This window comes from Nocardioides rotundus, from assembly GCF_019931675.1.
Classification (GTDB): domain Bacteria; phylum Actinomycetota; class Actinomycetes; order Propionibacteriales; family Nocardioidaceae; genus Nocardioides; species Nocardioides rotundus.
The window spans coordinates 66,411-89,621 of the sequence record NZ_CP082922.1 but is presented as its reverse complement, the minus strand read 5'-3'; the positions used below and the strand labels follow the sequence as shown (position 1 = coordinate 89,621).

Here is a 23,211-nt window from a genome sequence, read left to right as displayed (position 1 = left end):
TCTAGGTTAGCGATCATTAACCTGATCGGGAAGTGGGCGGCGTCGACAAGCGCCGACTCGGGGTCAATTGGCGCCGACTGGGCGTCAACAAGCGCCGACTCGCGGTGAATTGGCGCCGACTCGGCGGGAGGGAGGGGTTAGTCGTCGCTAACCTTGGCGGGTGAGCCGGCGCGAGGAGATCCTCACCCGGGCGGCCGAGCTGTTCGCCGCCCGGGGCTTCCACGGCGTCTCCGTCGCGGACCTCGGGGCGGCCGTGGGCATCTCCGGGCCGGCGCTCTACAAGCACTTCCCGTCCAAGGACGCGATGCTCGCGGAGATGATGGTCGGGATCAGCGACCGGCTGCTCAGCGTCGGGCGCGAGCGGGTCGCCGCGGCGCCCGAGCCGGCCGCGGCGCTGGCGGCGCTGGTCGACTGGCACGTCGAGTTCGCCCTCACCGACCGCTCGCTGATCGTGGTCCAGGACCGGGACTGGGAGTCGCTGCCGCCGGACGCGCGCGAGCACGTCCGGGCGACGCAGCGGGAGTACGTCGACCTGTGGGCCGGGCTCCTTCGCGACCTGCGGCCGAGCCTCACCCGGGACGCGGCGCGCGCGATGGCGCACGCGGCGTTCGGGCTGATCAACTCCACCCCGCACTCCGGGCTGCTCTCCGACGCCGAGATGCGCGGGTTGCTACGAGGCATGGCGCTGGCCGCCCTCGGGCTGCCGGACGCGGCGGACGGACGCCGTACCGAGAAGTAGACAGCCTCAGAAGAGGTGCTCGAAGGGCTGGCCGGCCTCCATCAGCGCCAGCGCCCGGCGCGCCCGGTCGGCGGCCTCGGCCCCGGCGTCCAGATCGGGGTCCTCCTCCTCGGGACGGGTGGAGGACGGGTCGTCGTGACGACCACTTCCCCCCACGTCCGGGGAGGAAGCGGTGGCGTCGCCCGGGGAGGCAGCGTCCGAGGAGCGCAGCGCGTGCAGGTCCGCGAGCAGCGCCTCGCGCGGGATCCCGCGCAGGTGCAGCAGCACGAACGGGTCGCGATCGAGCAGCCAGCCGAGCTGGTACCCCACGGCCAGGGCGTGCCGGCACGGGTCCATCCACGCGTCGCACCCGCACGCCGCGGTGAGGTCGCCGGAGTAGGGCAGCAGCTCCAGCCCTGCCTGCTCCCCGTCCTCGACCAGCGTGTGCGGGAGGTCCCCGCCGAGCAGCGCGGCGACCCGGCCGGACTCGGCGGCGACCAGCTCGGTGAAGAGCACACGGTCCTCCCCCGAGACCTGCTCGCACCGCCCCTGCACGGTCCACGCGTCGTCGCCCTCGTCGACGGCCGCCACGAAGGCACCGGCGTCGACGGTCACCTGGCCGACGGCCCCCTTGCGGGCGAGACTGCGGGCCGAGCGCAGGTCGCCCTCGGAGTACGCCGTCTCCTCGACCGCCCGCGCCCACGCGCGTCCCCACCACGACGTCGGGCGCACCTGGCCGCGGCGCGGCTTCTGCCGGGGATGGGTGACCGCGGTCATCGCAGCGTCACCAGGTCGCGCAGCTCGGCGTCGGAGAGCTCGGTCAGCGCCGCCTCGCCCCGCCCGAGCACCGCGTCGGCCAGCGACCGCTTGCGGGTCAGCATCTCCCCGATCCGCTGCTCGATCGTGCCGACGGTGACCAGCCGGTGCACCTGCACCGGGCGGGTCTGGCCGATCCGGTGCGCACGATCGGTGGCCTGGTCCTCCACGGCCGGGTTCCACCAGCGGTCCACGTGCACGACGTGGTCGGCGCGGGTCAGGTTGAGCCCGGTGCCGCCGGCCTTGAGCGAGAGCAGGAAGACCGGCACCTCGCCTGCCTGGAAGCGGGCCACCATCTGCTCGCGCTGCCGCACGGGGGTGGAGCCGTGGAGCAGCTGGTGCGGCACGCCGGTGGCGGCGAGGTGCTGCTCGATCAGCCGCGCCATCTCGACGTACTGGGTGAACACCAGCACCGCGCCGTCCTCGGCCAGCACCGTCCCGATCAGCTCGTCGAGCAGGTCGACCTTCTCCGAGCGGCCGGTGACCCGGGGCGTGGACTGCTTGAGGAAGTGCGCGGGGTGGTTGCAGATCTGCTTGAGGCCGGTGAGCAGCTTGAGCACCAGGCCGCGGCGCGCGTCGGGGTCGGAGCGCTCGATCCGGTCCATCAGGTCGCGCACGAACGACTCGTAGAGCACCACCTGCTCGCGGGTCAGCGAGAGCAGGTGGTCGGTCTCGGTCTTCTCCGGGAGCTCCGGCGCCACCCCGGGGTCGCTCTTGCGGCGGCGCAGCAGGAACGGGCCGATCAGGTCGGCGAACTGGCGCGCCTTCGCCGCGTCGACGCCGGCCTCGATCGGCGCCGCCCACGCCTTGCGGAAGGCGTTGCGCGAGCCGAGCAGCCCCGGGGTCAGCCAGTCCAGGATCGCCCACAGCTCGGTCAGGTTGTTCTCCACCGGCGTGCCGGTCAGCGCGACCCGGGCGGCCGACCCGATGGTGCGCAGCGCCCGCGCTGTCGAGGACTGCGGATTCTTCACGTGCTGCGCCTCGTCGGCGACGACCAGGTCCCACGGGACGCCGGCCAGCTCGGCGGCGGAGCGGCGCATCGTGCCGTACGTCGTCAGCACGACCCCGTCGCCCAGCGAGTCCAGCGACCGCGAGGTGCCGTGGAAGCGGCGTACCGGAACCGACGGGGCGAACCGCGCGAACTCCGCCTCCCAGTTGCCCAGCAGCGAGGCCGGGCACACAACCAGCGTCGGCCCGGTGTGACCGCGCTCGCGGCGATGCAGGTGCAGCGCGATCAGGGTGATCGTCTTGCCCAGCCCCATGTCGTCGGCCAGGCACGGCCCGAGGCCGAGGTCGGTCAGCGTGGCGAGCCAGGTGAGCCCGTGCGCCTGGTAGTCGCGCAGCGTCGCCCGCAGGCCCGCGGGCGGCGGCACGGGCTCGCGCTCGGCCGCGGTCCGGATCTGCTCGCGGACCTTCTCCAGGGTCGCGCCGACCACGACCTCGGTGTCGGTCTCGTCGACCTCGACGACCCCGGTGAGCGTCGCCGCCAGCGCCTGCGCGGGCTTGATCGTGCGGACCAGGCGCTTCTTGGCCCGGCGTACGACCGACGGGTCGACCACCATCCACTGGTCGCGCAGCCGGATCACCGGCGAGGCCGACGCGGCGAGACGGTCCATCTCGTCGGGGGTCAGCGGGTCGCCGTGCAGGGCGACCTGCCAGTCGAAGGAGAAGAGCGCGTCGGTGCCGAACATCGGCTCCTGCAGGGGCTCCTCGCGACCGCCGGGAGGGCGGTACTCCAGCACGGTGCGGGTCGTCAGGTCCCGCCCGAGGCTGCGCGGCCACAGCAGCTCGACCCCGCGGGCCTGCAGCGCGGCGGCGCCCTCGTCGAGCAGGGAGACGAGCTCGTCGGTGTCGAGGGTCAGCTGGTCGGGCACGCGCAGCTCGAGGAAGCGGTCGAGCACCGGCCAGGCCTCCGCCGCGGCGCGCAGCCCGAGCAGCGCGTGCGTGCGCGCCCGCGGCCCGAAGCCGTGCCCGTCGTCCTCGGTCCACAGCAGCGCCGCGTCGGCGACGTGCAGCGGGTCGCTCTCGTCGTGGACCTGCAGGACGAGGCGTACGGCGCCCGCCACCAGCTCCTCCTCGTCGGCCTCGACCCGCAGGCTGATCCGCACCAGCTGGGGCAGCTCCTCCCGGCGGCGGGACGCCTCCGCCTGCTCGAGCCGGCGCTGGAGGCGGTCGTGGAAGTCGCCGGACGCCCGCTCCGGAGCATCGCGGCCCGCTCCGCGCGGCGCCTTCCGAGTCGTGGGCGGCGTCCGCGGCATCGAGTCGATCGCCGCGGCGAGCATCGCCCGCACCAGCCCCTCGGCGGTGGCCACGTCGAGATCGTCGTGCGCGCGGGCTCGAGCGAGCAGGACCACCCGCTCCTCGTCGTCCGGGGACATCCCCTCCACCTGCCAGGAGGTGTGCTCGGCGTCGGGGCCGAACCTGCCGGAGGCGACCAGGCGCAGGCCGAGGTGGGCGGCGCCGGCGAGCAGCCGGACGCTGGGGTGCAGGTCGTCGTGCCCGTGGGCCTTGGCCAGGACCGGCAGCGCGGCCCGGATCGGCAGGTCGACGGTGCGCCGGTGGTCGGTGAACTCCACGACCCCGTCCCGCGGTGGCTCGGCCGTGTGCAGCGTGGCCGGGCCGGTCAGGGGGACGAAGCTCACGCAGGGCACCTCCGGTTCGCGCGGCCCGACGGGAGCGGGCACAGCGACGGTAACGGACGGCGCCGACGGGGAGTTCCCTCGCGGCGCCGCCGGTTCAGCCCAGAGTGGCGGTCAGCCCGAGGAGCGCCCCGACCAGGGCGCACTCGGCCACGGCGCCGAGGACGTCGCCGGTGGCTCCGCCCAGCCGGGCGGCCGCCCAGGCGGCGGGGAGGAGCCCGCCCACGGCCGCCCCGAGGACGGCCCCGACGACCGCGGCGGCCTGCCCGACCGGTACCACCCCGAGCAGCACGACCGCGAGCAGCAGGGCGACGACGAGGCCGGCGAGGCAGCGCAGCGGGGTGATCCCCTCGATGACCGACCGGCCGGTCCCCTCAGGGCGGGCGTAGGGCAGGAGCAGCGCCGGCGGCAGCATCGCCGCCCGGGAGAGCGCCCACACGGCCGCGACGCAGGCCACCGCCCACGCACCCGGCAGGGTCAGGACGACCGCGAGCAGGGCGACCCGGAGCAGCAGGTCGAGGACCAGCGCGGAGGCGCCATACACCCCCACGGCGTGGTCCTTCATGATCGCCAGACGCCGCTCGCGGGTGTGCCCGCCGGTCGCGTCGGCGAGGTCGGCGAGGCCGTCGAGGTGGAGCGCGCCGGTGAGGAGCACGTCGGCCAGCACGAGCACGATCGCGGCGACGAACGGCCCCCAGACACCGGCAGCCACGACGCCGACCAGCCCGGCGACCACCCCGACCAGGGCCCCGACGGCCGGGAACCACGGGGCGGCGGCCGCGAGATTCGGGGCACCGCGGCCGGGCGGAACGGGCACCCGGGTGAGCACGCCTAGCGCGTCCAGCGGCCCCCGCAGCAGCGACCTCACAGGCCGATGCTCTCGAAGGTCGCCATGTCGGACAGGATCGCCAGCGAGGAGCGGAGCACCCCCAGGGCGAGCGTCGCGCCGCTGCCCTCGCCCAGCCGCAGCTCCAGGTCGAGGACCGGATCCAGGCCGAGCGCCTTGAGCTGGACGGTGTGGCCGGGCTCGACCGAGCGGTGGCCGGCGATCATCGCGTCGACGCTCTCGGGGGCGAGCTGGGCGGCCACGAGCGCGGCCGAGCCGGTGATGAAGCCGTCGACGACCACGGGCACGCGGTGGGCGGCGCAGCCGAGGACCACCCCGACGAGGGCGGCGATCTCCAGGCCGCCGACCGCCGCCAGGGCGTCCAGCGGGTCGGACGGCACCCCGCTGTGCAGCCGGACGATCCGGTCCACGACGTCGACCTTGTGCGCCAGCTGCTCGTCGTCCAGGCCGGTCCCGCGCCCGACCGCCTCGGCCGCCGGCAGCCCCAGCAGCAGCGCGGTGAGCGCGCTCGCCGCAGTGGTGTTCCCGATCCCCATCTCCCCCAAGGCGACGAGGTCGACCCCGTCGGCCACGAGCTCCTCGACGATCCCGATGCCGTGGCCGACAGCCGTCTCGGCCTCCTCGCGGCTCATCGCCGGGCCGGTGAGGGACGAGGCGGTGCCCGCGCGGACCCGCCGATCCAGGACGGCGGGGTGGTCGCGCGGCTCCAGCACGCCTAGGTCGGCCACGACCAGGCGCGCGCCCTGCTCGCGGGCCAGGACGCACACCGCCGCCCCACCGGCGGCGAAGCTGTCCACCATCAGGCCGGTCACCTGCTGGGGGAAGGCGCTCACCCCGTCGGCCGCGACCCCGTGGTCGGCGGCGCAGACGACGACGGCCGGGGTCGGCGTACCCGGGTCGGCCGCCCCGCGGATGCCGGCCAGCCTCGCCGCCAGCATCTCCAGCCGGCCCAGGCTGCCCGGCGGCTTGAGCTTCTGCCCCATCTCGGCCGCGGCGGCGTCGCGGGCGGCGGCGTCGGCGGGGCGGATCGCGGCCACGGTCTCGGCGATCAGGTCACTCATCACTCGTCTCCCCCTTGGGGTCGTCCAGTCGCAGGGTGCGGCCCGCGACCACCAGCAGCGCCTCGTCTGCGGCGCGGGAGAACCGCGCGTTCACCCGGCCCAGCGTGTCCCGGTAGGCCCGCCCCACCGGGTGCATCGGCACCAGGCCGAGTCCGACCTCGTTGGTCACCACCAGCACCGGGGCGGTCCGGCGCGCGATCGCCTCGAGCGCGGCATCGGCGCGCGCGAGCACCTGTTCCTCGGTCTCCTCCAACCCGCCGAGGTTGGCCACCCACAGCGAGAGGCAGTCGATGAGGAGCAGCGCATCGCCGGTCTGGGCCGCGACCGCTCCGGCCAGGTCGACCGGCGCCTCGACGGTGCCCCAGCCGGCGGGCCGCTCGGCGCGGTGGCGGGCGATCCGGTCGGCCATCTCGCCGTCACCCGCGTGCGCGGTGGCGACGAACACCACCGGGCCGTCGTACCTCTCCGCCCGGCGCACCGCCAGCGCCGACTTGCCGCTGCGCGCGCCGCCGGTCAGGAAGGTGAGGGTCATCGGCTCCTCCAAGGGGTACGGCGACCCGCGAGGGCCGCGAGCAACAGCAGCGCCACCGCGGCGCGCTCGACGTCGTCGACCAGCCTCCGCGCGCGGGCCACGTCGGCCGGGGTCGGGCGCGGACCCTCCCCCAGCAGTGGGCGCTCCTCGACCCGGTCGCCGTAGCGCAGCGTGCCGCCGAGCTGGCGACCGAGGGCCGCGGCCACCGCGGTCTCGGCGACCCCGGCGTTGGGGGACGGATGGGCCTTCGCGTCGCGGTGAACCAGGGCGCGCACCCGGGCCGCGCGGCCGGGGCGCACCAGGGCGACCAGGGCGGCGAAGACTCGGGCGGGCACCCAGTTGGCGACGTCGTCGAGGCGCGCGGCCGCCCAGCCGAAGCGCTCGTAGCGGGCGGAGCGGTGGCCGACCATCGCGTCCATCGTGTTCACCGCCCGATGCGCAAGGTCCCCGGGCGCGCCCGCGACCAGGGCCCAGCAGGCCGGAGCGATCACCGCGTCCACGCTGTTCTCCGCCAGCGACTCGACGACCGCCGCGCTGATCCCGGACTCGTCCAGCTCGCTCGGGTCGCGGCCGACGAGCGCCGGGAGCGCGGCCCGGGCACCGGCCAGGTCGCCGGTCAGGAGGGGGCGCTCCACCTCGGAGGCGGTCTCCCGCAGCATCCGCCCGGCGACCGCCACGGCCACGGCGAGGGCGAGGCCGCCCGGGACGCGGCCCAGCACCCGACCGGCCAGAGCGCCGGCCGCGACGCCGAGGGCGGCGTACCCGACCCCCCGGGCTCGGTCGTCGGCCCACAACCGTGCCTCCACCGCGGTCATCCCGCGGCCGAAGAGGGCAACGGGGTGGAGGCGCGCCGGAGGCTCGCCGAGCGCCCGGTCGAGGAGCAGGCCGGCGGCGACCAGCGCGGCCCGGTCGCGGAGGACGGTCGTCATGGCGACCAGCCCGCCAGCCCGGCGGCGACACCGGTGTGGACGGATAGCGCGACCCGAGCGCCCCAGGTGGAGCGGGGGCCGCCGAAGTCCTCGACCGGCCCGGCGGGGTCGCAGGCGAGGACGACCGCGTCGCTCGCCGTACCCGTCCCGGGCAGGCCCGACTCCACGCACGCCTGCGCCTTCGCCTCCGCGACGACCAGCGCGGCCTGGATCAGGGCGCTCGGGGTGAGCCGCACCGGCAGCAGCACGACGGTGTTGATCGTCCCCGGGGGCAGCCGCCGGCCGGCGCGGGCAAGGGCCTCGGGGTCGGCCGGCCACGTGGGGCGGCTGACCCCGACGGTCGACCAGGCGCGGACGCCGGAGCACTCGGAGGCCTCGACGCGGTGCACGTCGGCGGCGGTGAGGAGCGCCGTACCCTCACCACGCAGGCCGGCGCTGGCCGCGACTTCGGCGGCGTGCGCCTCCAGGTCGGTACGGCGATAGTCCCGCACCACGCCCACGTTGAGCACCCAGCTCGCGGCCCCGAGGCCGCCGCCGACGGAGGCGGAGGACAGGCACGGCCAGGGCTCGGCCTGCTCGTCGGCCAGCTGCCAGGCGAGCGCCCCGCGGGTGCCGGATTCGGCCGGCAGGACCTGGAGCCGCGGTGAAGTAGCGCCGACTCGGGGTGAACTAGCGCCGACTCGGCGGGTCACCAGCCCGGCTCCTCGCCCGGAAGGGCGGCGGAGGCCGCGAGGGTGGCCAGCCGGTCCAGGGGCAGCGCGGCGGAGACCCAGTCGGCCAGCCGGTCCAGGTGCGCCTCGCGCGCCGCGGCGAACCCGACCGGCATGGGGGCATAAGACCGACCCCGGCGCTCGGCCGCCTCCGCGAGCAGCGAGCAGCGGAACCCGTCGGCGTCGAGCAGCCCGTGCAGGCTGGTCCCGCGTACCCGCCCGTCGGCGGAGACGCAGCCCTCGGGCTCGCCGTCCAGCGTCAGCCAGGCGGTCCCGTCGGGAGCGACCGGGCGACCGAAGCGGATCTGGTAGCCGGTCACCGAGGGCCCCGAGGACTGCCGGACCACCTTCGGCGTCTCGAAGCGGGTCGTCGACGGCAGCAGCCCGATCCCGTCCACCAGGCCGGCCCCCGACTCCACGGTGTCCTCGATCGAGCGCCCCAGCATCTGGTAGCCCGCACACAGCCCCACCACGAGCACCGACGGATCGAGGTCGGCCAGCGCCCGATCCAGCCCGCGCGAGCGCACCCACGCCAGGTCGGCCACCGTCGCCCGGCTGCCGGGGACGATCACCAGGTCGGCGTCGGCGAGGTCGCCGGGGTTGTGCGCCCAGCGCAGCGCCACCGACGGCTCTAGCACCAGCGGGTCGAGGTCGCTCGGATTGGCCAGGTGCGGCAGCCGCACTACCGCCACCCGGACCGGCCGCTCAGCGGCCGGTCCGGGGGCGTCCCCACCCCACTGGAGTCCCCACTCCAGGTCCAAGGAGTCCTCCACGCCGAGCATCGGCTCGGCGCCCAGGTGCGGCAGCACCCCGAGGACGGGCACCCCGGTCCGCGCCTCGAGGTCCCGCAGCCCGTCGTCGAGCAGCGACACGTCCCCGCGGAACCGGTTGAGGACCACGCCCCGCACGCACGCGCGCAGGTGCTCGGGCAGCAGCGCGAGCGTGCCGTACGCCGACGCGAAGGCGCCCCCGCGGTCGATGTCGACCACCAGCACCGCCGGCATCCCGGCGGCCGCGGCCAGTGGCAGGTTCACCAGGTCCCGGTCGAGCAGGTTGATCTCGGCGGCGCCCCCGGCCCCCTCAGCGACGACCAGGTCGTGCTCGCGCCGCAGCGCGGTGAGCGCGTCCAGCACGAGCGGGCGCAGCGATCGCGCGGTGTCGCCGTACCCCTTCGCGTCGGCGCGCCGGGCCGGGTCCTCCTCCCCCAGGACGACCAGGTGGCTGGTCCGGTCGCCGGCCGGCTTGAGCAGCACCGGGTTCATCCGCCGGTCCGGCTGGACCCGCGCGGCCAGCGCCTGCATCGCCTGCGCGCGGCCGATCTCGCCGCCGTCGGCGGTGACGGCGGAGTGGTTGGACATGTTCTGGGCCTTGTACGGCGCCACCCGGGCCCCGTCCCGCGCCCAGGCCCGGCACAGCGCGGAGACGACCGTCGACTTGCCCGCGCCGCTGGTGGCCCCGACCACGAGCAGCGCGCCCCGGGCACTCACTCGGCCACCTGTCGGGAGCCGCGCGGCGCGGGGAGCACGACCAGCTCGCCGCGGACCCGGTGCACCTCCAGCGGGGTGCCGTAGACCCCACTCAGCACCGTGGCATCGAGCACCCGCTCGGGCAGGTCGGTGGTGACCACCCGGCCCCCGTCGAGGAGCAGCAGCCGGTCGGAGAAGCGGGCGGCGGTGCCGAGGTCGTGCATGGCCGCGACCACGGTGAGCCCGTCGGACAGGCGCAGCTGGTCGACCAGCTCCAGCACCTCGACCTGGTGGCCGACGTCCAGCGCGCTCGTCGGCTCGTCCAGCAGCAGCACCGGCGCCTGCTGGGCCAGGGCACGCGCCACGCTGACCCGCTGCGCCTCGCCGCCCGACAGGCTGCGCACCGGGCGGCCGGCGAAGGACGCCAGGTCCAGCCGGCGGAGCACGTCGACCACGACGGCGCGGTCCTGCCGGGACTCCCCCTGCAGCCAGCGCAGGTGCGGGGTGCGGCCGATGAGGACGTACTCCGCGACCGTCATGCCCGGCGGCAGCTCGGGCACCTGCGGCATCAGGGAGAGGTCGGTGGCCCGCGGGGCACGCCCGTCGCCGAGCCGGATCTCCCCACTGCTGCGCACCAGGCCCGCCAGCGCCTTGAGCAGCGTCGACTTGCCCGCGCCGTTGGGCCCGATCACACCGAGCCACTCGCCGGCGTGCAGGTCGAGGTCGACGTCGTGCAGCACGGGGACGCCGTCCAGCCGCACGCCGAGGCCGCGGGCGGTGAGGGTGCCGGTCGCGAGCGCGGGGTTCACATCAGCCCCTTCCGGCCGCGCCAGAGCACCCAGGCGAAGAACGGCGCACCGACGAACGCGGTGATGACGCCCACCGGCAGCTCGGCGGGGGCGACCAGGGTGCGCGCCCCGATGTCGACGAAGGAAAGGAACGCCCCGCCGACGATCGCGGAGATGGGCACGATGACGCGGTAGCTGTGGGAGACCAGCAGCCGGACGATGTGCGGCACGACGAGGCCGACGAAGGCGATGGACCCGCTCACGCTGACGGCGGCGGCGATCACCAGGGTCGAGGTGGTGATGACCACCAGCCGCGACCGCGCGGGCGAGAGGCCGAGGCTGCGGGCCTCGTCGTCGCCCACCCGCAGCACGTCGAGGTGGCGGGCGTGCGCGGTGAGGACCAGGCCGCACAGGACGACGTACGGCGCCAGCAGGGTCACCGGCTCCCAGCCGTCGGTCGCGAGCTTGCCGAACAGCCAGCTCAGCACCTCGCGGGCGCGGGTGTAGTCCAGCCGCTGCAGCAGGAAGGTCTGCCCGGCGGAGAAGAGCGCGGCGATCGCGACGCCGCTGAGCAGCAGGGTGGCGGGGTCGTCGAAGGTGCCCCGCGCGACCAGCGCGGAGCCCGCCACCGCGAGCAGCGCCCCGAGGAACGCGGCGGCAGCGACGGTGCTGAACGGACCCCAGGCCAGGTCGAGCCCGAAGCCGATCGCCAGCACCGCCCCCAGGCCGGCGCCGGCGGAGACGCCGAGCAGGTAGGGGTCGGCGAGCGGGTTCCGGAAAACGCCCTGGTATCCCGCGCCGGCCATCGCCAGCGCGGCTCCGACCAGCATGCCGAGCACCGTGCGGGGCAGCCGGATCTGCCAGAGCACCGCGTCCTCGACCTCGGTGAGGGTCGGGGTGAGCGCCACCCCCGGCACGTGGTCGAGCAGGGACCGGAGCACGCCCTCGACCGGGAGACTCGCCGCCCCCTGGACGGCGCTGGCCACGAAGGCCACCAGCAGCACCCCCACCGAGACGACGAGCGCCAGCACCGGCAGCCGGAAGGACCGGGCGACGGCCGCCTCGAGGGCGTCGTCACCGGGCTCCCCGACCGGGTCGTCGGGAAGCGGCGGTGCCGTGCTGGGGGTGCGCATCGACTCAGCCGGCGGCGGGGACCTTCACCGAGCTCATCGCGTCGGCGACCTGCTCGATCAGCTGCGGCAGCCGGGGCCCCCACCGGGAGGCGATGTCGGCGTTCACGGTGACGATGTTGTCCTCGCGCACGGCCGAGACGGCCTGCCAGCCCGGGCGGTTCGCGACGTCCTGGGCGTCGTACCCCACCTGGTCGGTGATCACGATGAGCTGCGGGTCGGCCTTGATGATGGCCTCCTCGGTCAGCTGCGGGAAGCCGGTCTTGTCCTTGTCGGCGGCGTCGGCGATGTTCTTCGCGCCCATCTGCTCATAGACCGAGCCGATGAAGCCGTAGGAGCTGGCGGAGTAGTAGCTGTCGTCGAGCTCGTGGTAGATCCGGATCGGCCTGTCCGGCGCCTGCGCCAGGGCGGCGTCGATGTCGCTGCGCAGCTGCTTGACCAGGTCGGCGGTCTCGTCGACGTGGCCGGTCGCCTGGCCCAGCGCGGCCATCGAGTCGTAGCCCTGCTCGATCGTGGCGGGGGCGGCGTTGATGAGCACCGGGACGCCGAGCTTCTTCAGGCCGGCGACCATTCCGTTGGCGTCGTTCGCGGCGACCACCAGGTCGGGGGAGTACTCCGCGATCGCCTCCACGTTCGGCTCGAAGCCGGACAGCTTCGTGGTCGGCGCCTCCTTGGGGTAGGTGGAGAACTCGTCGGCGGCGACCACCTGGTCGCCGGCGCCGATGGCGAAGAGGGTCTCGGTCGCCGACGGCGAGAGCGAGACGATCTTCTGCGGCTGCTCGTCGATGGTGATCTCCCCGCCGGGGGTGTCGACGGTGACCGGGAAGTCGGCCGACGCGCTGCTCGACTCGCGGGGCGGCTCGGAGCCGGCGTCGCTCGAGCTCTCCGAGCCGCAGGCGGTGAGGGCGAGGGCCAGCGCGGCGAGCGCGGCCAGGGGGCGGGTGCGGTTCATGTCCAACTCCTCGTCCATCGAGGAGGATTCGCTTCCCTGACAGCCCGGCGGCTGTGGCGAACCGGCCCCTGTCCTCGAGGGCTGTTGACGGGTTCTCTCCGGCGACCGGGAGTTCGACCGGACTCATCCACTCCTCAGGTGGCTTCACCGTTGCGGGTCAGTGCCGGTTTCTCACCGGACTTCGGCTCCTGGCGCCGGAGCGAGTGTACGCCCGCTCAGCCCGACCGGAGCAATGCGCGCTCGAGGCAGGACAGCCCGTCCGCGTCGGGTACGGCGACCCGCGCGACCCCCGGCAGGCCGAAGCTCGCGCAGTCGCGGACCAGCACGCCCCGCGGGGCCAGCCGGTCGCGCAGGCCCGGGGCGTCGACGAGCACCCAGGGGGCGTCGGCCGCCTGCACGGTCAGGCCGTGGGCACTGAGCAGGTCCACCAGCTCGCGCCGGGCGTCGGCGACCCGGCGGGACCAACCCGGCAGGTCGGCGGCCCCGAGCAGGTCGGGGAGGCAGGCCAGGGCGAGCGCGCCCACCGACCAGTGCGGCTGTCGGGCGGCCAGGCGCTCCCGCTCGGCCTCGTCCCGGGCGACGACGTAGCCGAGCCGCAGCCCGGGGCAGGCGAAGGTCTTGGTGAGGGAGCCGACGACGACCGCCCCGTCCTCCCGGCCGGCGGTCCAGGCACCGGTGGCCAGGGCGTGGAAGGCCTCGTCCCAGACGTCGGCGGTCTCCTCGGGTCCGGCGAGCCGGCCGGTGGGCGAGTGCGGGTTGCTGCGCCAGCGGGGGCCGTGCGGCCGTGCGGGGTCCGGGTCGCGGGGGTGGAGGGCGAACTCGGGCTCGCTGCGCACGCCGCCGGCGAGCTCGGCCGCGACCAGGGTGATCGCCTCGCTGCCGCCGTTGGTGAGCAGCAGCCGTCCCGGGTCCACGCCGAGCCGCTCCGCGAGCAGCCCGGTGGCGGCGCGGTCGTCGGGGTAGTGCCCGAGCGCGCCCAGGTTGCGCCGTACGACCTCGGCGGGGTCGGGGGCGAAGGGGTTGAGGTTCTGGGACAGGTCGAGCAGGTCGGCGGGGTCCAGCCCCAGCGCCCGCGCGACGGCCGGCCCGTCGCCGCCGTGGGTGCCCGCCGCCGGCACGCGACTCGCTCCGGTCTCCACGGCGTCGCAGTCTGCCAGTCGGCGACGGCGCGCCTGTCCGCGGCTCAGCCCGCGGCGCCCAGGGTCAGCGGCAGCACCTCCCCCGCGCCGGCCGCCCGCAGCTGCGCCGCGGCCACGGTCAGGGTCCAGCCGGTGCCGACCAGGTCGTCGACCAGGAGCACGCTCGCGCCGGGCGGCACGTCGGCCTCGAGCGCGAACCGGCGACGCACGGCGGCGACCCGGCGGGCGCTGTTGGCCGCGCCCTGGCCGGGGAGCACGTCGGGGTCGACGATCGCGAACCGCCCCAGGACCGGAACGCCGAGGTAGCGGGAGAGCCCCTCGGCCAGATCCCGGGTCAGGGTCGGCCGGGTCGCGGACTCGACCGCGACGATCCCGTCCACCCGGGGACGCCAGTCGCCGAGCACCTCGGTCACCGCGCGCACCAGCGGCACCGGCACCTGCTGGTCGCCCGCGCCCTCGCGGAACAGCTCGCGCAGCGCCTGCCCGTGACCGAGGTCGGTGAGTCGGGCCACGGCGCGGCCGGGCGAGGCACCCTCGGCGATCTTCCCCTTGAGGTCGAGCCCGAGCCGGTCCAGCCCGGTCGGCCACATCTTCCGCGGCTCGATGACGACCCCCGGCCGGGCCAGCGCCTCCTCGGCCTGGGCGGTCGAGTCCTCCGACACGGCCGCGGGCAGCTCGAGCCCGCCGCAGTTGTCGCAGCGCCCGCAATCGGGCGCGCCCTCGAGCGCGGGGTCGTCGAGCTGGTCGCGCAGGAACCGCATCCGGCACACGTCGGTGCGCAGGTAGTCGAGCATCGCGGCCTGCTCGCGCTCCCGCGCCGCCGCGACCCGGGCATAGCGGTCGGCGTCGTAGTCCCACTCCTGGCCGGTCGACTCCCAGCCGCCCTTGACGCGGCGGACGGCACCGTCGACGTCGAGCACCTTGAGCATCGTCTCCAGCCGCGTGCGCGACAGGTCGACCTCGGTCTCCAGCGCTGCGGTGCTCATCGGGGCCCCGTTGTCGGCGAGCACGCCGAGGGTACGGCGGACCAGCGCCTCGGAGGGGAAGGCGAGGGAGGCGAAGTAGGCCCAGATGTCCTTGTCCTCGCGCTGCGGCATCAGCACCACCGTCGCCTGGTCGCCCTCCCGCAGCCCGCGACCGGCACGGCCGACCTGCTGGTAGTAGGAGACCGGCGACTGCGGCGCCCCGAGGTTCACCACGAACCCGAGCCGGGCGTCGAAGCCCATCCCAAGCGCACTGGTCGCCACCAGCGCCTTGAGGTCGCCGTCGAGCAGCGCCTGCTCCAGCCCGAGCCGCTCGCCCGCCTCGGTCTGGCCGGAGTAGGCCGCCACCGCGTGACCGTGGGCGGCCAGGTGCTGGGCCACCTCCTGCGTGGCGGCGACGGTGAGGCAGTAGACGATGCCCGAGCCGGGCAGCTCGCCCAGGTGCTCGGCCAGCCAGCCCAGCCGCTGGCCGGCGCCGGGCAGGTCCAGGACGCCGAGCCGCAGGGACTCGCGGTCCAGGCTGCCCCGCAGCACCAAGGTGTCCGCGCCGAGCTGCTCGGCCACGTCGCGGGTCACCCGCGCGTTGGCCGTCGCGGTGGTGGCGAGCACCGGGATGCCGTCGGGCAGCTCGCCCAGCAGGGTGCGGATCCGGCGATAGTCGGGACGGAAGTCGTGGCCCCAGTCGGAGATGCAGTGCGCCTCGTCGACGACGAGCAGGCCGGTGGTGGCGGCCAGCCGGGGCAGGACCTCGTCGCGGAAGCCGGGGTTGTTGAGCCGCTCGGGGCTGACCAGCAGGACGTCGACCTCGCCCGCGGCGATCCGCATCTGCACCTCCTCCCACTGCTCGGCGTTGGTGGAGTTGATGGTGACCGCGCGGATGCCCGCCCGCTCGGCCGCGGCGATCTGGTTGCGCATGAGGGCGAGCAGCGGGCTGATGATCACGGTGGGACCGGCACCCTGCTCGCGCAGCAGCAGGGTGGCGATGAAGTAGACCGCCGACTTGCCCCAGCCGGTGCGCTGCACGACCAGGGCCCGCCGGTGCCCCAGCAGCGCCTCGATCGCGGTCCACTGGTCGTCGCGCAGCTCGGCGTCGTCGCGGCCGACGAGCGCCCGGAGGTGCTCGGCGGCGTGTCGCCGTACGTCGGAGGTCATGGGCCCTGCCTACCAGGGCGCTCCGACAGGCCTCCCCCGGCCCGGCCGGTCAGGCCCGGAACCGCTCGCCCTCCAGGACAGGGACCACGTCGGCGGCGTCCACCCGGGCCGCGACCTCCACGTCCTCGCCGAAGCCCGCGTCCACCAGCTCGCGCCCGGACGCGCAGTCGCGCAGGGCGTCGGGGACCGACGACAGGGAACGGTAGGCCGCCGCGGCGGTGGCCGCCTCGGGCGAGAACCCGCCGACCCCGGCGTCGGCGAGCGCGGCCAGGACCGCGCCGGCGCCCCAGAGGTCCTCCACCGCGGGACGCAGCGTGTCGTCGGGCCACCGCTCGCCGGCCGGGACGAGCAGGATCGAGCGGCCCTGGGCGGCCCACGGCCGGAGGAAGGCGGCGACCGCGGCGGCGTTGCGCAGGCTCGCGCCCACCACGGTCGCGCCGGTGTCGCGCAGCGCGAAGGCGATGGTCGAGCCGTTGGGGCTGGGCAGGACCAGGCGCTCGACGTCCTCGACCTGCTCGAGGCTCGCCGGGGAGAGCGAGACGTGCCGCCGGTCGCTCCGGGCCCGGGCCTCGAAGCGCCCGACGGCCAGTGTGGCGGCGTACCGCATCGCGTGCTCCGCGGCCCGGGCGTCGTTCCAGGGGTAGGGGAAGACCTCGATCCCGCGCTCGGCCGCGACCGTGAGCGTGGTGGTGAAGGAGAGGACGTCGACCACCACCGCCACGTCCGCCGGCACCGCGGCGGCCCCGACCGGTCCCCACTCCAGACGCACCCCGAAGCGCCGCTGGGCGTGGGCCTCGCTGGTCTCCATCCTCACCCTCCTGACTCGCAGACGACCGGCTCCCGGCCGCGCTGGACGACGACCCGTGCACGAACCACCCAGGAAGGCGAGCGGGCTCCGCCGCACCCTCTGGTCTCATCGGGCCCGGAGCGAGTCTCCGCACCGGATACTCCGTGCTTCGTGCACGCCCGACCCCCGGACCCGGGCCGGTCAGCCTCTCACCAGATCCGGACCCGCAGGTCCGGGTCGAGCCAGAGCCCGTCGCCCGGGGCGGTGCCGAAGACCTCGTGGAACTCGTCGAGGTTGCGCACGATGTTCGCCCGGAACTCCGGCGGCGAGTGCGGGTCGATGGTGAGGAACTGCTGCTCCTGCTCGCGACGCCGCTTGGTGCGCCAGACGTAGGCCCAGTTGAGGAAGACCTTCTTGCGGTCCTCGGGCTCGGCCGAGCCGCCGCGGGCGATGAGGTAGGCCGTGTGCCCGATGGTGAGGCCGCCGAGGTCGCCGATGTTCTCGCCGACGGTGAGCGAGCCGTTGACGTGCTCGCCGGGCAGGTTGCGCGGGGAGAACCCGTCGTACTGCTCGACCAGCGCGCGGGACTTGACCTGGAAGGCCTCCTTGTCGGCGGGGGTCCACCAGTCGTTGAGGTTGCCCTGGCCGTCGTACTGCGCGCCCTGGTCGTCGAAGCCGTGGCCGATCTCGTGGCCGATGACCGCGCCGATGCCGCCGTAGTTCTCCGCCTCCTCGGCGTCGGGTGCGAAGAACGGCCGCTGCAGGATCCCCGCGGGGAAGCAGATCTCGTTGGTGCCGGGGTTGTAGTAGGCGTTGACCGTCTGCGGCAGCATGAACCACTCGTCGCGGTCGACCGGCGAGCCGATCTTGGCCAGCTCCCGGTCGGTCTCGAACGCCGCCGCGCGCGCCACGTTGCCGAGCAGGTCGTCGGCGCGCACCTCGAGGGCGGAGTAGTCGCGGAACTCGTCGGGGTAGCCGATCTTGGGCCGGAAGGTCGCGAGCTTGTCGTAGGCGCGCGCCTTGGTCTCTTCGGTCATCCAGTCCAGCTTGGAGATCGACTGCCGGTAGGCCTCGAGCAGGTTCGCGACCAGCTCGTCCATCAGCGCCTTGGACGTCGGCGGGAAATGCCGCGCGACGTAGAGCTTGCCGACCGCCTCGCCCATCGCGCCCTCGACGAAGGAGACCCCGCGCTTCCACCGCGCCCGCAGCTCCGGGGTGCCGTTGAGCGTGCGGCCGTAGAAGTCGAAGTTGGTCTCGACGAAGTCGTCGGTGAGGTACGGCGAGCTCGCGCGGATCACCCGCGCCGCGACCCAGTCGCGCCACTCCTCGATCGGCGTCTCGGCGAGCACCTGCTCCAGGTGGGTGAAGAACGAGGGCTCCTTGACGACCACCTCGGCCAGGGTCTGCTCCGAGCCGCCGAGCCGCTCGATGTAGGTGCGCCAGTCGAAGCCGGGCGTGAGCGCGACCAGTCCGTCGAAGGTGTGCAGGTTGTAGGTCTTCTGCACCTCGCGGGTCTCCGCGCGCTCCCAGTGCCCCTCGGCGATCCGGGTCTCCAGGGCGAGCACGTTCGCCGCGGCGCCGGCGGGGTCGTCGTACCCCGCGAGGGTGAACATCCGCTCCAGGTAGGCGGCGTACCTCTCCCGGATCTCCGCGAACTTCTCCTCGCGGTAGTAGGACTCGTCCGGCAGCCCGAGGCCGCCCTGCATCGCATAGACCAGGTAGCGGTCGGAGTCCTTGCGGTCGGTGTCGATGTACATCCCGAACAGGCCGCTGCCGCCGGTGCGCTCGAACGCCCCGAGGAAGGCGGCCAGGTCGGCGGTGCTCTGCAGTCCGGCGACCTCGGCCAGCAGCGGCCTCAGCGGCTCGGTGCCGCGGCGCTCGACCTCGGCGGTGTCCATGAAGGAGGCGTGCAGCGCAGCCAGCTTCTCCGCCTCGGCCGGGTCGGGGATCTCCTCCAGCGCGCCGGTGGAGAGGTCCTCGATGATCTGGCGGACCTGGTCCTCAGCGACGTCGGCGAGCTGGACGAACGGGCCCCAGCTGGACCGGTCGGAGGGGATCTCCTCCGTGGCCAGCCACTGGCCGTTCATGTGGCCGAAGAGGTCGTCCTGGGGGCGGATGTCGGGGTCCATGCCCGCGCGGGCGTCATCGAGGATCGTCACCCGGTCGAGCCTAGCCCGGTCACCGGACGCGGACGACTCCCTTGCCCAGCATCCGCCTTTGGTCGAGGTCCAGGAGCGCCGTGCCGAAGTCCTCGAAGGAGTACGTCGACCCGATCGGCGGCCGCACCACGCCCGCCTCGATCATCGGCAGCAGCTCGGCCCACTGCTCCTGCATGTACCCCGGCCGCACCATCGCGTAGGCGCCCCACCCGACGCCGCGGACGTCGATGTTGTTGAGCAGCAGCCGGTTCACCTTCACCTCGGGGATGCCCTGGCCGGCGGCGAACCCGATGACCAGCAGCCGGCCCAGCGGCGCGAGCACGCGCAGCGAGTCGGTGAAGGCGTCGCCGCCCACGACGTCGACCACGGCGTCCACGCCGCGGCCCCGGGTCAGCTCGCCGACGGCGTCCTTGAAGCCGTCGAGCAGCACCGCGTCGTCGGCGCCGGCGGCCCGGGCGAAGTCCGCCTTCTCCTCGGTGCTGGTGACCGCGATGGTGCGGGCGCCGAGGCCCTTGGCGACCTGCAGGGACGCCGTACCGACGCCCCCGGCGGCGCCGTGCACGAGCACCGTGTCGCCCGCGCCCACCTGGCCGCGCACCGCGAGCGCGAAGTGGGCGGTGAGGTAGTTCATCGGCAGCGCCGCGCCCTCGTCGTAGGAGGTCCCGTCCGGCAGCGGGAAGACGAACGAGGCCGGTACGGCGACCCGCTCGGCCGCGCCGCCGTGCGGCAGCACCCCCGCGACCCGCTGTTCGCTGGTCGAGCCTGTCCCTTCGGTGGTCGAGCCTGTCGAGACCACCCGCCCCGCGAAGTCGACGCCGAGGGTGAACGGCGGCTCCGGCTTGAGCTGGTACTCCCCCCGCGAGAGGAGCAGGTCGGGGAAGGCCACGCCAACGGACTCCACCTCCACGACGACCTCGTCCGGACCGGCCGTGGGCTCGTCGACCTCCCGCACCTCGAGGTGCTCGGGGCCGGTGGTGTCGATGACCTGGATGGCGCGCATGGGCCCACGCTAGCCGCGGGTCAGCGCGCCTCGACGACCGCGTTCATCTCGAAGTGCATGGGGTCGGTGTAGTTCCAGTCGCCGCCCCAGGCGAAGCCCCACTTCTTGAAGATCGCGACGACCTGGCGGTCCATGTCGCCGGCGACCCCGCGCTGGTTGGTGGAGGTGTTGAGGTCGAGGGCGATCCCGAAGGAGTGCAGCGAGAGCGAGGTGCTGCCGGCGATGAAGCGCGGATAGTAGCAGCCGGCGTACTCCTCGGGCCGGATCTCGTCGCTCAGCCCGGTCATCTGGATCTCCTGCAGGGCCGCGCGCAGCTGCGGGAGCACCGCCTTGTGGCAGGTGACCTGCCCGAGGATCGGCACGTCCTCGGTGCGGATGTTCGCCTCCACCCACGCCTGGTCGGGCTGGATCCGACCGCCGCCGAGGACGGTGTAGTTGAACGTGCCGACCGCCTGCGCGACCGAGCCGCCGGTGAGGAACGCGGTCTGCTGCGCGGTGATGTCCAGCTCGGGCGCGAGGAAGAGGACCGAGGCGGTGTCGCCGACGATCTTGCGGATCTTCGGGCGGATCGTCTCCGGCGCGGTGTTGCCGGTGGTGATGAGCATGGCGTTGTTCTCGATCATCCCGAGCGAGTCGGCCCAGGTCGGGTTGACCACCGCGGTGATCTGGTCGACCTGGGGAGCGAAGGCGCCGATGTGGATCTGCGGCGCCTCCTTCTCGTTGCCCAGCCGCAGGTATCCCTGCTTGTCCGCGAGCTTGCGGCCGATCGCCGGGTCGATCGCGAGCTCGCCGCCGGCCACCCGGTCCCACACCTCCTGGGTGTCGGCGGAGGCCTGCTCGGTCCAGTTGCGGTAGCGCCCGGGGTCGATCGCCGCGATGTTGTAGACCTTGTCCTCCAGCGGCACCTGGGACATGGAGAAGCGCATCGTCGCGTCGACGCCCTTGAGGTCCTTGATCTGCTGGACCATGTCGTCGCTGAGCGCCTTGCGACTGAAGACGAGCATGTCGTCGGGGTAGAGCCGGCCCGTCCGCGGCCCCGGCGGGCTCACCGCGTGCTCGGGGTCGGCCGCCGCGGTCGCACTGCTCCCCTGCCGGTCCGGTGCGCTGTCTCCCGGGGTCGACTCGCCGGAGCCCGCGCTGCTCTCGCCGCTGCTGGTGGGGTCGGCCGCCGTCTCACGCGGGTCGGTCCCGCACCCGGCCGCCACCAGGGCCACGACCAGAGCGCCGGCCGCGGCGGCGCTGGCGCGGGTACGCACGATCCGGCTCCCCCTCCCGTGGACTCCGTGGGCGGCTCGCCCTGCCGATGTGCGCTCAACTGTAGGCGAGCAGGCAATCCATGCACTCAAGACCAGCCCACCAGGCAATCCATGCACCCAAGACCAGCCCACCAGGCAATCCATGCACTCAACACCGGTCCACCAGGCACCAGATGCACCCAAAATCCGCCGACCGGGCATTCCATGCACGCAAAAGCCCGTCGACCGGGCACTTGATGTCGTTATCGCGACCCACCGCCGGGAGGGGTACGGCGGCGCGCCGACTCCTGTAGTGACATCAACTGCCCGGTCGCGCGTTCTTAGGTGCATCAAGTGCCCGGTCGGCCAGTCTTAGGTGCATCGAGTGCCCGGCGGGCCAGATATGAGTGCATCAAGTGCCCGGTGGCGAACGGGTCAGCGCAGCGACTCCATGAGGGCGGGGATCACCTCGTGCATGTCCCCGATCACCGCATAGTCGGCCTTGGTCACCATCGGCGCCTCGGGGTCGGTGTTGACCGCGATGATCACCTTGGAGGAAGCGCAGCCGGCCCAGTGCTGGATCGCGCCGGAGATGCCGCACGCGACGTAGACGTCGGGCGAGATCCGGGTGCCGGTCTGGCCGACCTGCTCGTGGTGCGGCCGCCAACCCAGGGAGGTGACGACCCGCGAGACGCCGACCTTGCCCCCGAGCGCCGAAGCCAAGTCGTCCACCCCGGAGAACCCGCCGGGCCCGCCGGCGCCGCGCCCGGCGCCCACGACGACCTTGGCGTCCTTGAGCCCGTCCGCGTCCCCGGTGTCGGCGCCGGAGGCCGAGGCCACCCGCGCCACCCGGTCCCGCTCCGAGAGCGAGGGGGACAGCTCCACCACCGACGCGTCGCCCTGCGCACCGGCCGGCGAGGCCTGGACGGCGTGGCCGGCGACCGAGAACACCGCCGGTCGCTTGCTCAGCGTCATCTCCTCCAGCGCCGCGCCGCCCATCACCTGCCGGGTGACGGTGAACGGCGAGAGCCCGGCGAAGGACAGCACGTTCGCCGCCATCGGCACGTCCCACCGCGCCGCCAGGTGCGCGAGCACCTCGTTGCCCCGGTTGGTCCCGGCCGCGGTCACCACGACCGCACCGGCCTGCTCGCGCGCGTCCTGCACGGCCGACGCCCACGCGCCGCCGCCGTACGCCTCGAAGTCCGGCCCGCCGGCGTGGTAGACCGTCCGCACGCCGGCCGACGCCAGCTCGGACACCACGGAGTCCGGCAGCGCGCCGCAGACCACCGCGTCGACGGGGATCCCGCCGCCGGCGTCGCCCAGGCCGCGGGCGAAGGTCAGCGTCTCCAGCGACACCTCCGCGACACTGTCGTTCTCGGTCTCGACCAGTACGACGATCACTTCACCACCCCCAGGTTCACCAGCACCTCGCGCAGCGCGGGCACCGCCTCCACGCCTTCGCCGAGCACCTGCACCGACGACGGCGCGGGCGGCGGCAGAGTCAGCCGCTGGCGCACCGCGCCGGACGGCTCGGCCACGGGCGACCGCGTCTCGATCTCGATCTTCTTCGCCTTCATCCGCCCCGACACGGTCGGGTAGCGCGGGTCGACCCCGCCCTCCATCACCGCGACCACCGCGGGCAGCGGAACCTGGTAGGTCTCCCGGCCGTCGGCGCCCTCGCCGACCGCGGTGACCTCCGAACCCTCGACCGTGACCAGGTTGACCCCGCCCACGACCGGCCGCTCCAGCAGATAGGAGAGGCGCACGCCGACCTGGAAGTCGCCGCTGTCGGAGGCGTCGTTGCCGAGCAGGACCAGGTCGTAGGACCGGCCCTCGTCCTCGTGCGAGGCCACCACGGCGGCGATCTCCCGCGCCACGTCGGCCGGCCCGTAGGCCGCGCTCTCGGCCACGATGTGCACCGCGCCGGTGCAGCCGAGCGCGAGCGCCCCGCGCAGCTGGTCGACCGCGTCCTCGGGGCCGAGGGTCAGCACGGTCGCCGACCCGCCGGTGTCCTGGGCGATCCGGATCGCCAGCTCCACCGCGCAGTTCTCGTGCGGGCTCACCGTCCAGCCGCTGAAGCGGCCGTCGACCGCCTGGGCGTCCGGGGTGAGCACCACCTCGCTGCTGGAGTCCGGCACCCGCTTGAGGCAGACGAGTACGTCGGTCAT

The 23,211-nt window shown here is 74.5% G+C and carries 20 protein-coding genes; 1 reads left to right on the top strand and 19 read right to left on the bottom strand.

Going from position 1 to position 23,211, the window contains the following annotated elements; all coding sequences use genetic code 11:
• Positions 1-160: 160 nt before the first annotated feature.
• Positions 161-739, top strand: coding sequence for an SACE_7040 family transcriptional regulator (locus K8W59_RS00430; protein ID WP_223396816.1), 579 nt, complete (start codon positions 161-163; stop codon positions 737-739).
• A 6-nt stretch (positions 740-745) separates the two neighbouring features.
• On the opposite strand, the gene K8W59_RS00425 is transcribed toward K8W59_RS00430, so the two are convergent.
• From K8W59_RS00425 to K8W59_RS00335, 19 genes are all read right to left on the bottom strand, one after another.
• Positions 746-1,495 (bottom strand): SWIM zinc finger family protein, encoded by a 750-nt coding sequence (locus tag K8W59_RS00425; protein WP_223396815.1) that lies wholly within the window; start codon positions 1,493-1,495, stop codon positions 746-748.
• Complete coding sequence (locus K8W59_RS00420; protein WP_223396814.1) at positions 1,492-4,176, bottom strand: DEAD/DEAH box helicase; 2,685 nt, start codon at positions 4,174-4,176, stop codon at positions 1,492-1,494. Before K8W59_RS00420 ends, K8W59_RS00425 begins: the two co-directional genes overlap by 4 nt.
• A gap of 94 nt (positions 4,177-4,270) precedes the next feature.
• Complete coding sequence (gene cobS, locus K8W59_RS00415; protein WP_223396813.1) at positions 4,271-5,041, bottom strand: adenosylcobinamide-GDP ribazoletransferase; 771 nt, start codon at positions 5,039-5,041, stop codon at positions 4,271-4,273.
• Positions 5,038-6,081, bottom strand: a complete 1,044-nt coding sequence (cobT, locus tag K8W59_RS00410) for a nicotinate-nucleotide--dimethylbenzimidazole phosphoribosyltransferase (protein ID WP_223396812.1) — start codon at positions 6,079-6,081, stop codon at positions 5,038-5,040. Before cobT ends, cobS begins: the two co-directional genes overlap by 4 nt.
• Positions 6,074-6,613: a bifunctional adenosylcobinamide kinase/adenosylcobinamide-phosphate guanylyltransferase gene (gene cobU / locus K8W59_RS00405; protein ID WP_223396811.1), complete on the bottom strand. Its 540-nt coding sequence runs from the start codon at positions 6,611-6,613 to the stop codon at positions 6,074-6,076. Before cobU ends, cobT begins: the two co-directional genes overlap by 8 nt.
• Positions 6,610-7,542: an adenosylcobinamide-phosphate synthase CbiB gene (gene cbiB / locus K8W59_RS00400; RefSeq protein ID WP_223396810.1), complete on the bottom strand. Its 933-nt coding sequence runs from the start codon at positions 7,540-7,542 to the stop codon at positions 6,610-6,612. The genes cobU and cbiB overlap by 4 nt, the downstream gene beginning before the upstream one ends.
• Positions 7,539-8,234 (bottom strand): adenosylcobinamide amidohydrolase, encoded by a 696-nt coding sequence (locus K8W59_RS00395; RefSeq protein ID WP_223396809.1) that lies wholly within the window; start codon positions 8,232-8,234, stop codon positions 7,539-7,541. Before K8W59_RS00395 ends, cbiB begins: the two co-directional genes overlap by 4 nt.
• Positions 8,231-9,739 carry a cobyric acid synthase gene (locus K8W59_RS00390; protein ID WP_223396808.1) on the bottom strand — a complete coding sequence of 503 codons (1,509 nt, stop codon included), beginning with the start codon at positions 9,737-9,739 and terminating at the stop codon, positions 8,231-8,233. The genes K8W59_RS00395 and K8W59_RS00390 overlap by 4 nt, the downstream gene beginning before the upstream one ends.
• Entirely contained in the window at positions 9,736-10,527 is a 792-nt protein-coding gene (locus K8W59_RS00385) for an ABC transporter ATP-binding protein (RefSeq protein ID WP_223396807.1), read from the bottom strand. Before K8W59_RS00385 ends, K8W59_RS00390 begins: the two co-directional genes overlap by 4 nt.
• Positions 10,524-11,639, bottom strand: a complete 1,116-nt coding sequence (locus K8W59_RS00380) for a FecCD family ABC transporter permease (RefSeq protein WP_223396806.1) — start codon at positions 11,637-11,639, stop codon at positions 10,524-10,526. Before K8W59_RS00380 ends, K8W59_RS00385 begins: the two co-directional genes overlap by 4 nt.
• A gap of 4 nt (positions 11,640-11,643) precedes the next feature.
• Entirely contained in the window at positions 11,644-12,588 is a 945-nt protein-coding gene (locus tag K8W59_RS00375) for an ABC transporter substrate-binding protein (RefSeq protein WP_223396805.1), read from the bottom strand.
• Positions 12,589-12,803: 215 nt separating this feature from the next.
• Positions 12,804-13,727, bottom strand: a complete 924-nt coding sequence (locus K8W59_RS00370) for an aminotransferase class I/II-fold pyridoxal phosphate-dependent enzyme (RefSeq protein WP_223396804.1) — start codon at positions 13,725-13,727, stop codon at positions 12,804-12,806.
• Between the two features lie 44 nt (positions 13,728-13,771).
• Positions 13,772-15,862 carry a RecQ family ATP-dependent DNA helicase gene (locus K8W59_RS00365; RefSeq protein WP_223396803.1) on the bottom strand — a complete coding sequence of 697 codons (2,091 nt, stop codon included), beginning with the start codon at positions 15,860-15,862 and terminating at the stop codon, positions 13,772-13,774.
• 49 nt (positions 15,863-15,911) lie between these two features.
• Positions 15,912-16,670, bottom strand: a complete 759-nt coding sequence (locus K8W59_RS00360; protein ID WP_223396802.1) for a 2-phosphosulfolactate phosphatase — start codon at positions 16,668-16,670, stop codon at positions 15,912-15,914.
• Between the two features lie 188 nt (positions 16,671-16,858).
• Positions 16,859-18,808: a M13 family metallopeptidase gene (locus K8W59_RS00355; protein ID WP_317846294.1), complete on the bottom strand. Its 1,950-nt coding sequence runs from the start codon at positions 18,806-18,808 to the stop codon at positions 16,859-16,861.
• A 19-nt stretch (positions 18,809-18,827) separates the two neighbouring features.
• The gene (locus tag K8W59_RS00350; RefSeq protein WP_223396801.1) at positions 18,828-19,808 is read right to left on the bottom strand and encodes an NADPH:quinone oxidoreductase family protein; all 981 of its coding nucleotides are present in this window, start codon (positions 19,806-19,808) and stop codon (positions 18,828-18,830) included.
• Between the two features lie 20 nt (positions 19,809-19,828).
• The gene (locus K8W59_RS00345; RefSeq protein WP_223396800.1) at positions 19,829-21,064 is read right to left on the bottom strand and encodes a M15 family metallopeptidase; all 1,236 of its coding nucleotides are present in this window, start codon (positions 21,062-21,064) and stop codon (positions 19,829-19,831) included.
• A 414-nt stretch (positions 21,065-21,478) separates the two neighbouring features.
• The gene (locus tag K8W59_RS00340; RefSeq protein WP_223396799.1) at positions 21,479-22,444 is read right to left on the bottom strand and encodes an electron transfer flavoprotein subunit alpha/FixB family protein; all 966 of its coding nucleotides are present in this window, start codon (positions 22,442-22,444) and stop codon (positions 21,479-21,481) included.
• On the bottom strand, positions 22,441-23,211 hold the full coding sequence (locus tag K8W59_RS00335) for an electron transfer flavoprotein subunit beta/FixA family protein (protein WP_223396798.1): 771 nt from the start codon (positions 23,209-23,211) through the stop codon (positions 22,441-22,443). Before K8W59_RS00335 ends, K8W59_RS00340 begins: the two co-directional genes overlap by 4 nt.

What these genes read in the sequence shown, in the direction of transcription:
- K8W59_RS00335 (WP_223396798.1), bottom strand. Translation starts at nt 23,211, where the DNA reads ATGACCGACGTACTCGTCTGCCTCAAGCGGGTGCCGGACTCCAGCAGC.
- K8W59_RS00380 (WP_223396806.1), bottom strand. Translation starts at nt 11,639, where the DNA reads ATGCGCACCCCCAGCACGGCACCGCCGCTTCCCGACGACCCGGTCGGG.
- cobT (WP_223396812.1), bottom strand. Translation starts at nt 6,081, where the DNA reads ATGAGTGACCTGATCGCCGAGACCGTGGCCGCGATCCGCCCCGCCGAC.
- K8W59_RS00350 (WP_223396801.1), bottom strand. Translation starts at nt 19,808, where the DNA reads ATGCGCGCCATCCAGGTCATCGACACCACCGGCCCCGAGCACCTCGAG.
- cobU (WP_223396811.1), bottom strand. Translation starts at nt 6,613, where the DNA reads ATGACCCTCACCTTCCTGACCGGCGGCGCGCGCAGCGGCAAGTCGGCG.
- cbiB (WP_223396810.1), bottom strand. Translation starts at nt 7,542, where the DNA reads ATGACGACCGTCCTCCGCGACCGGGCCGCGCTGGTCGCCGCCGGCCTG.
- K8W59_RS00375 (WP_223396805.1), bottom strand. Translation starts at nt 12,588, where the DNA reads ATGAACCGCACCCGCCCCCTGGCCGCGCTCGCCGCGCTGGCCCTCGCC.
- K8W59_RS00365 (WP_223396803.1), bottom strand. Translation starts at nt 15,862, where the DNA reads ATGACCTCCGACGTACGGCGACACGCCGCCGAGCACCTCCGGGCGCTC.
- K8W59_RS00425 (WP_223396815.1), bottom strand. Translation starts at nt 1,495, where the DNA reads ATGACCGCGGTCACCCATCCCCGGCAGAAGCCGCGCCGCGGCCAGGTG.
- K8W59_RS00360 (WP_223396802.1), bottom strand. Translation starts at nt 16,670, where the DNA reads ATGGAGACCAGCGAGGCCCACGCCCAGCGGCGCTTCGGGGTGCGTCTG.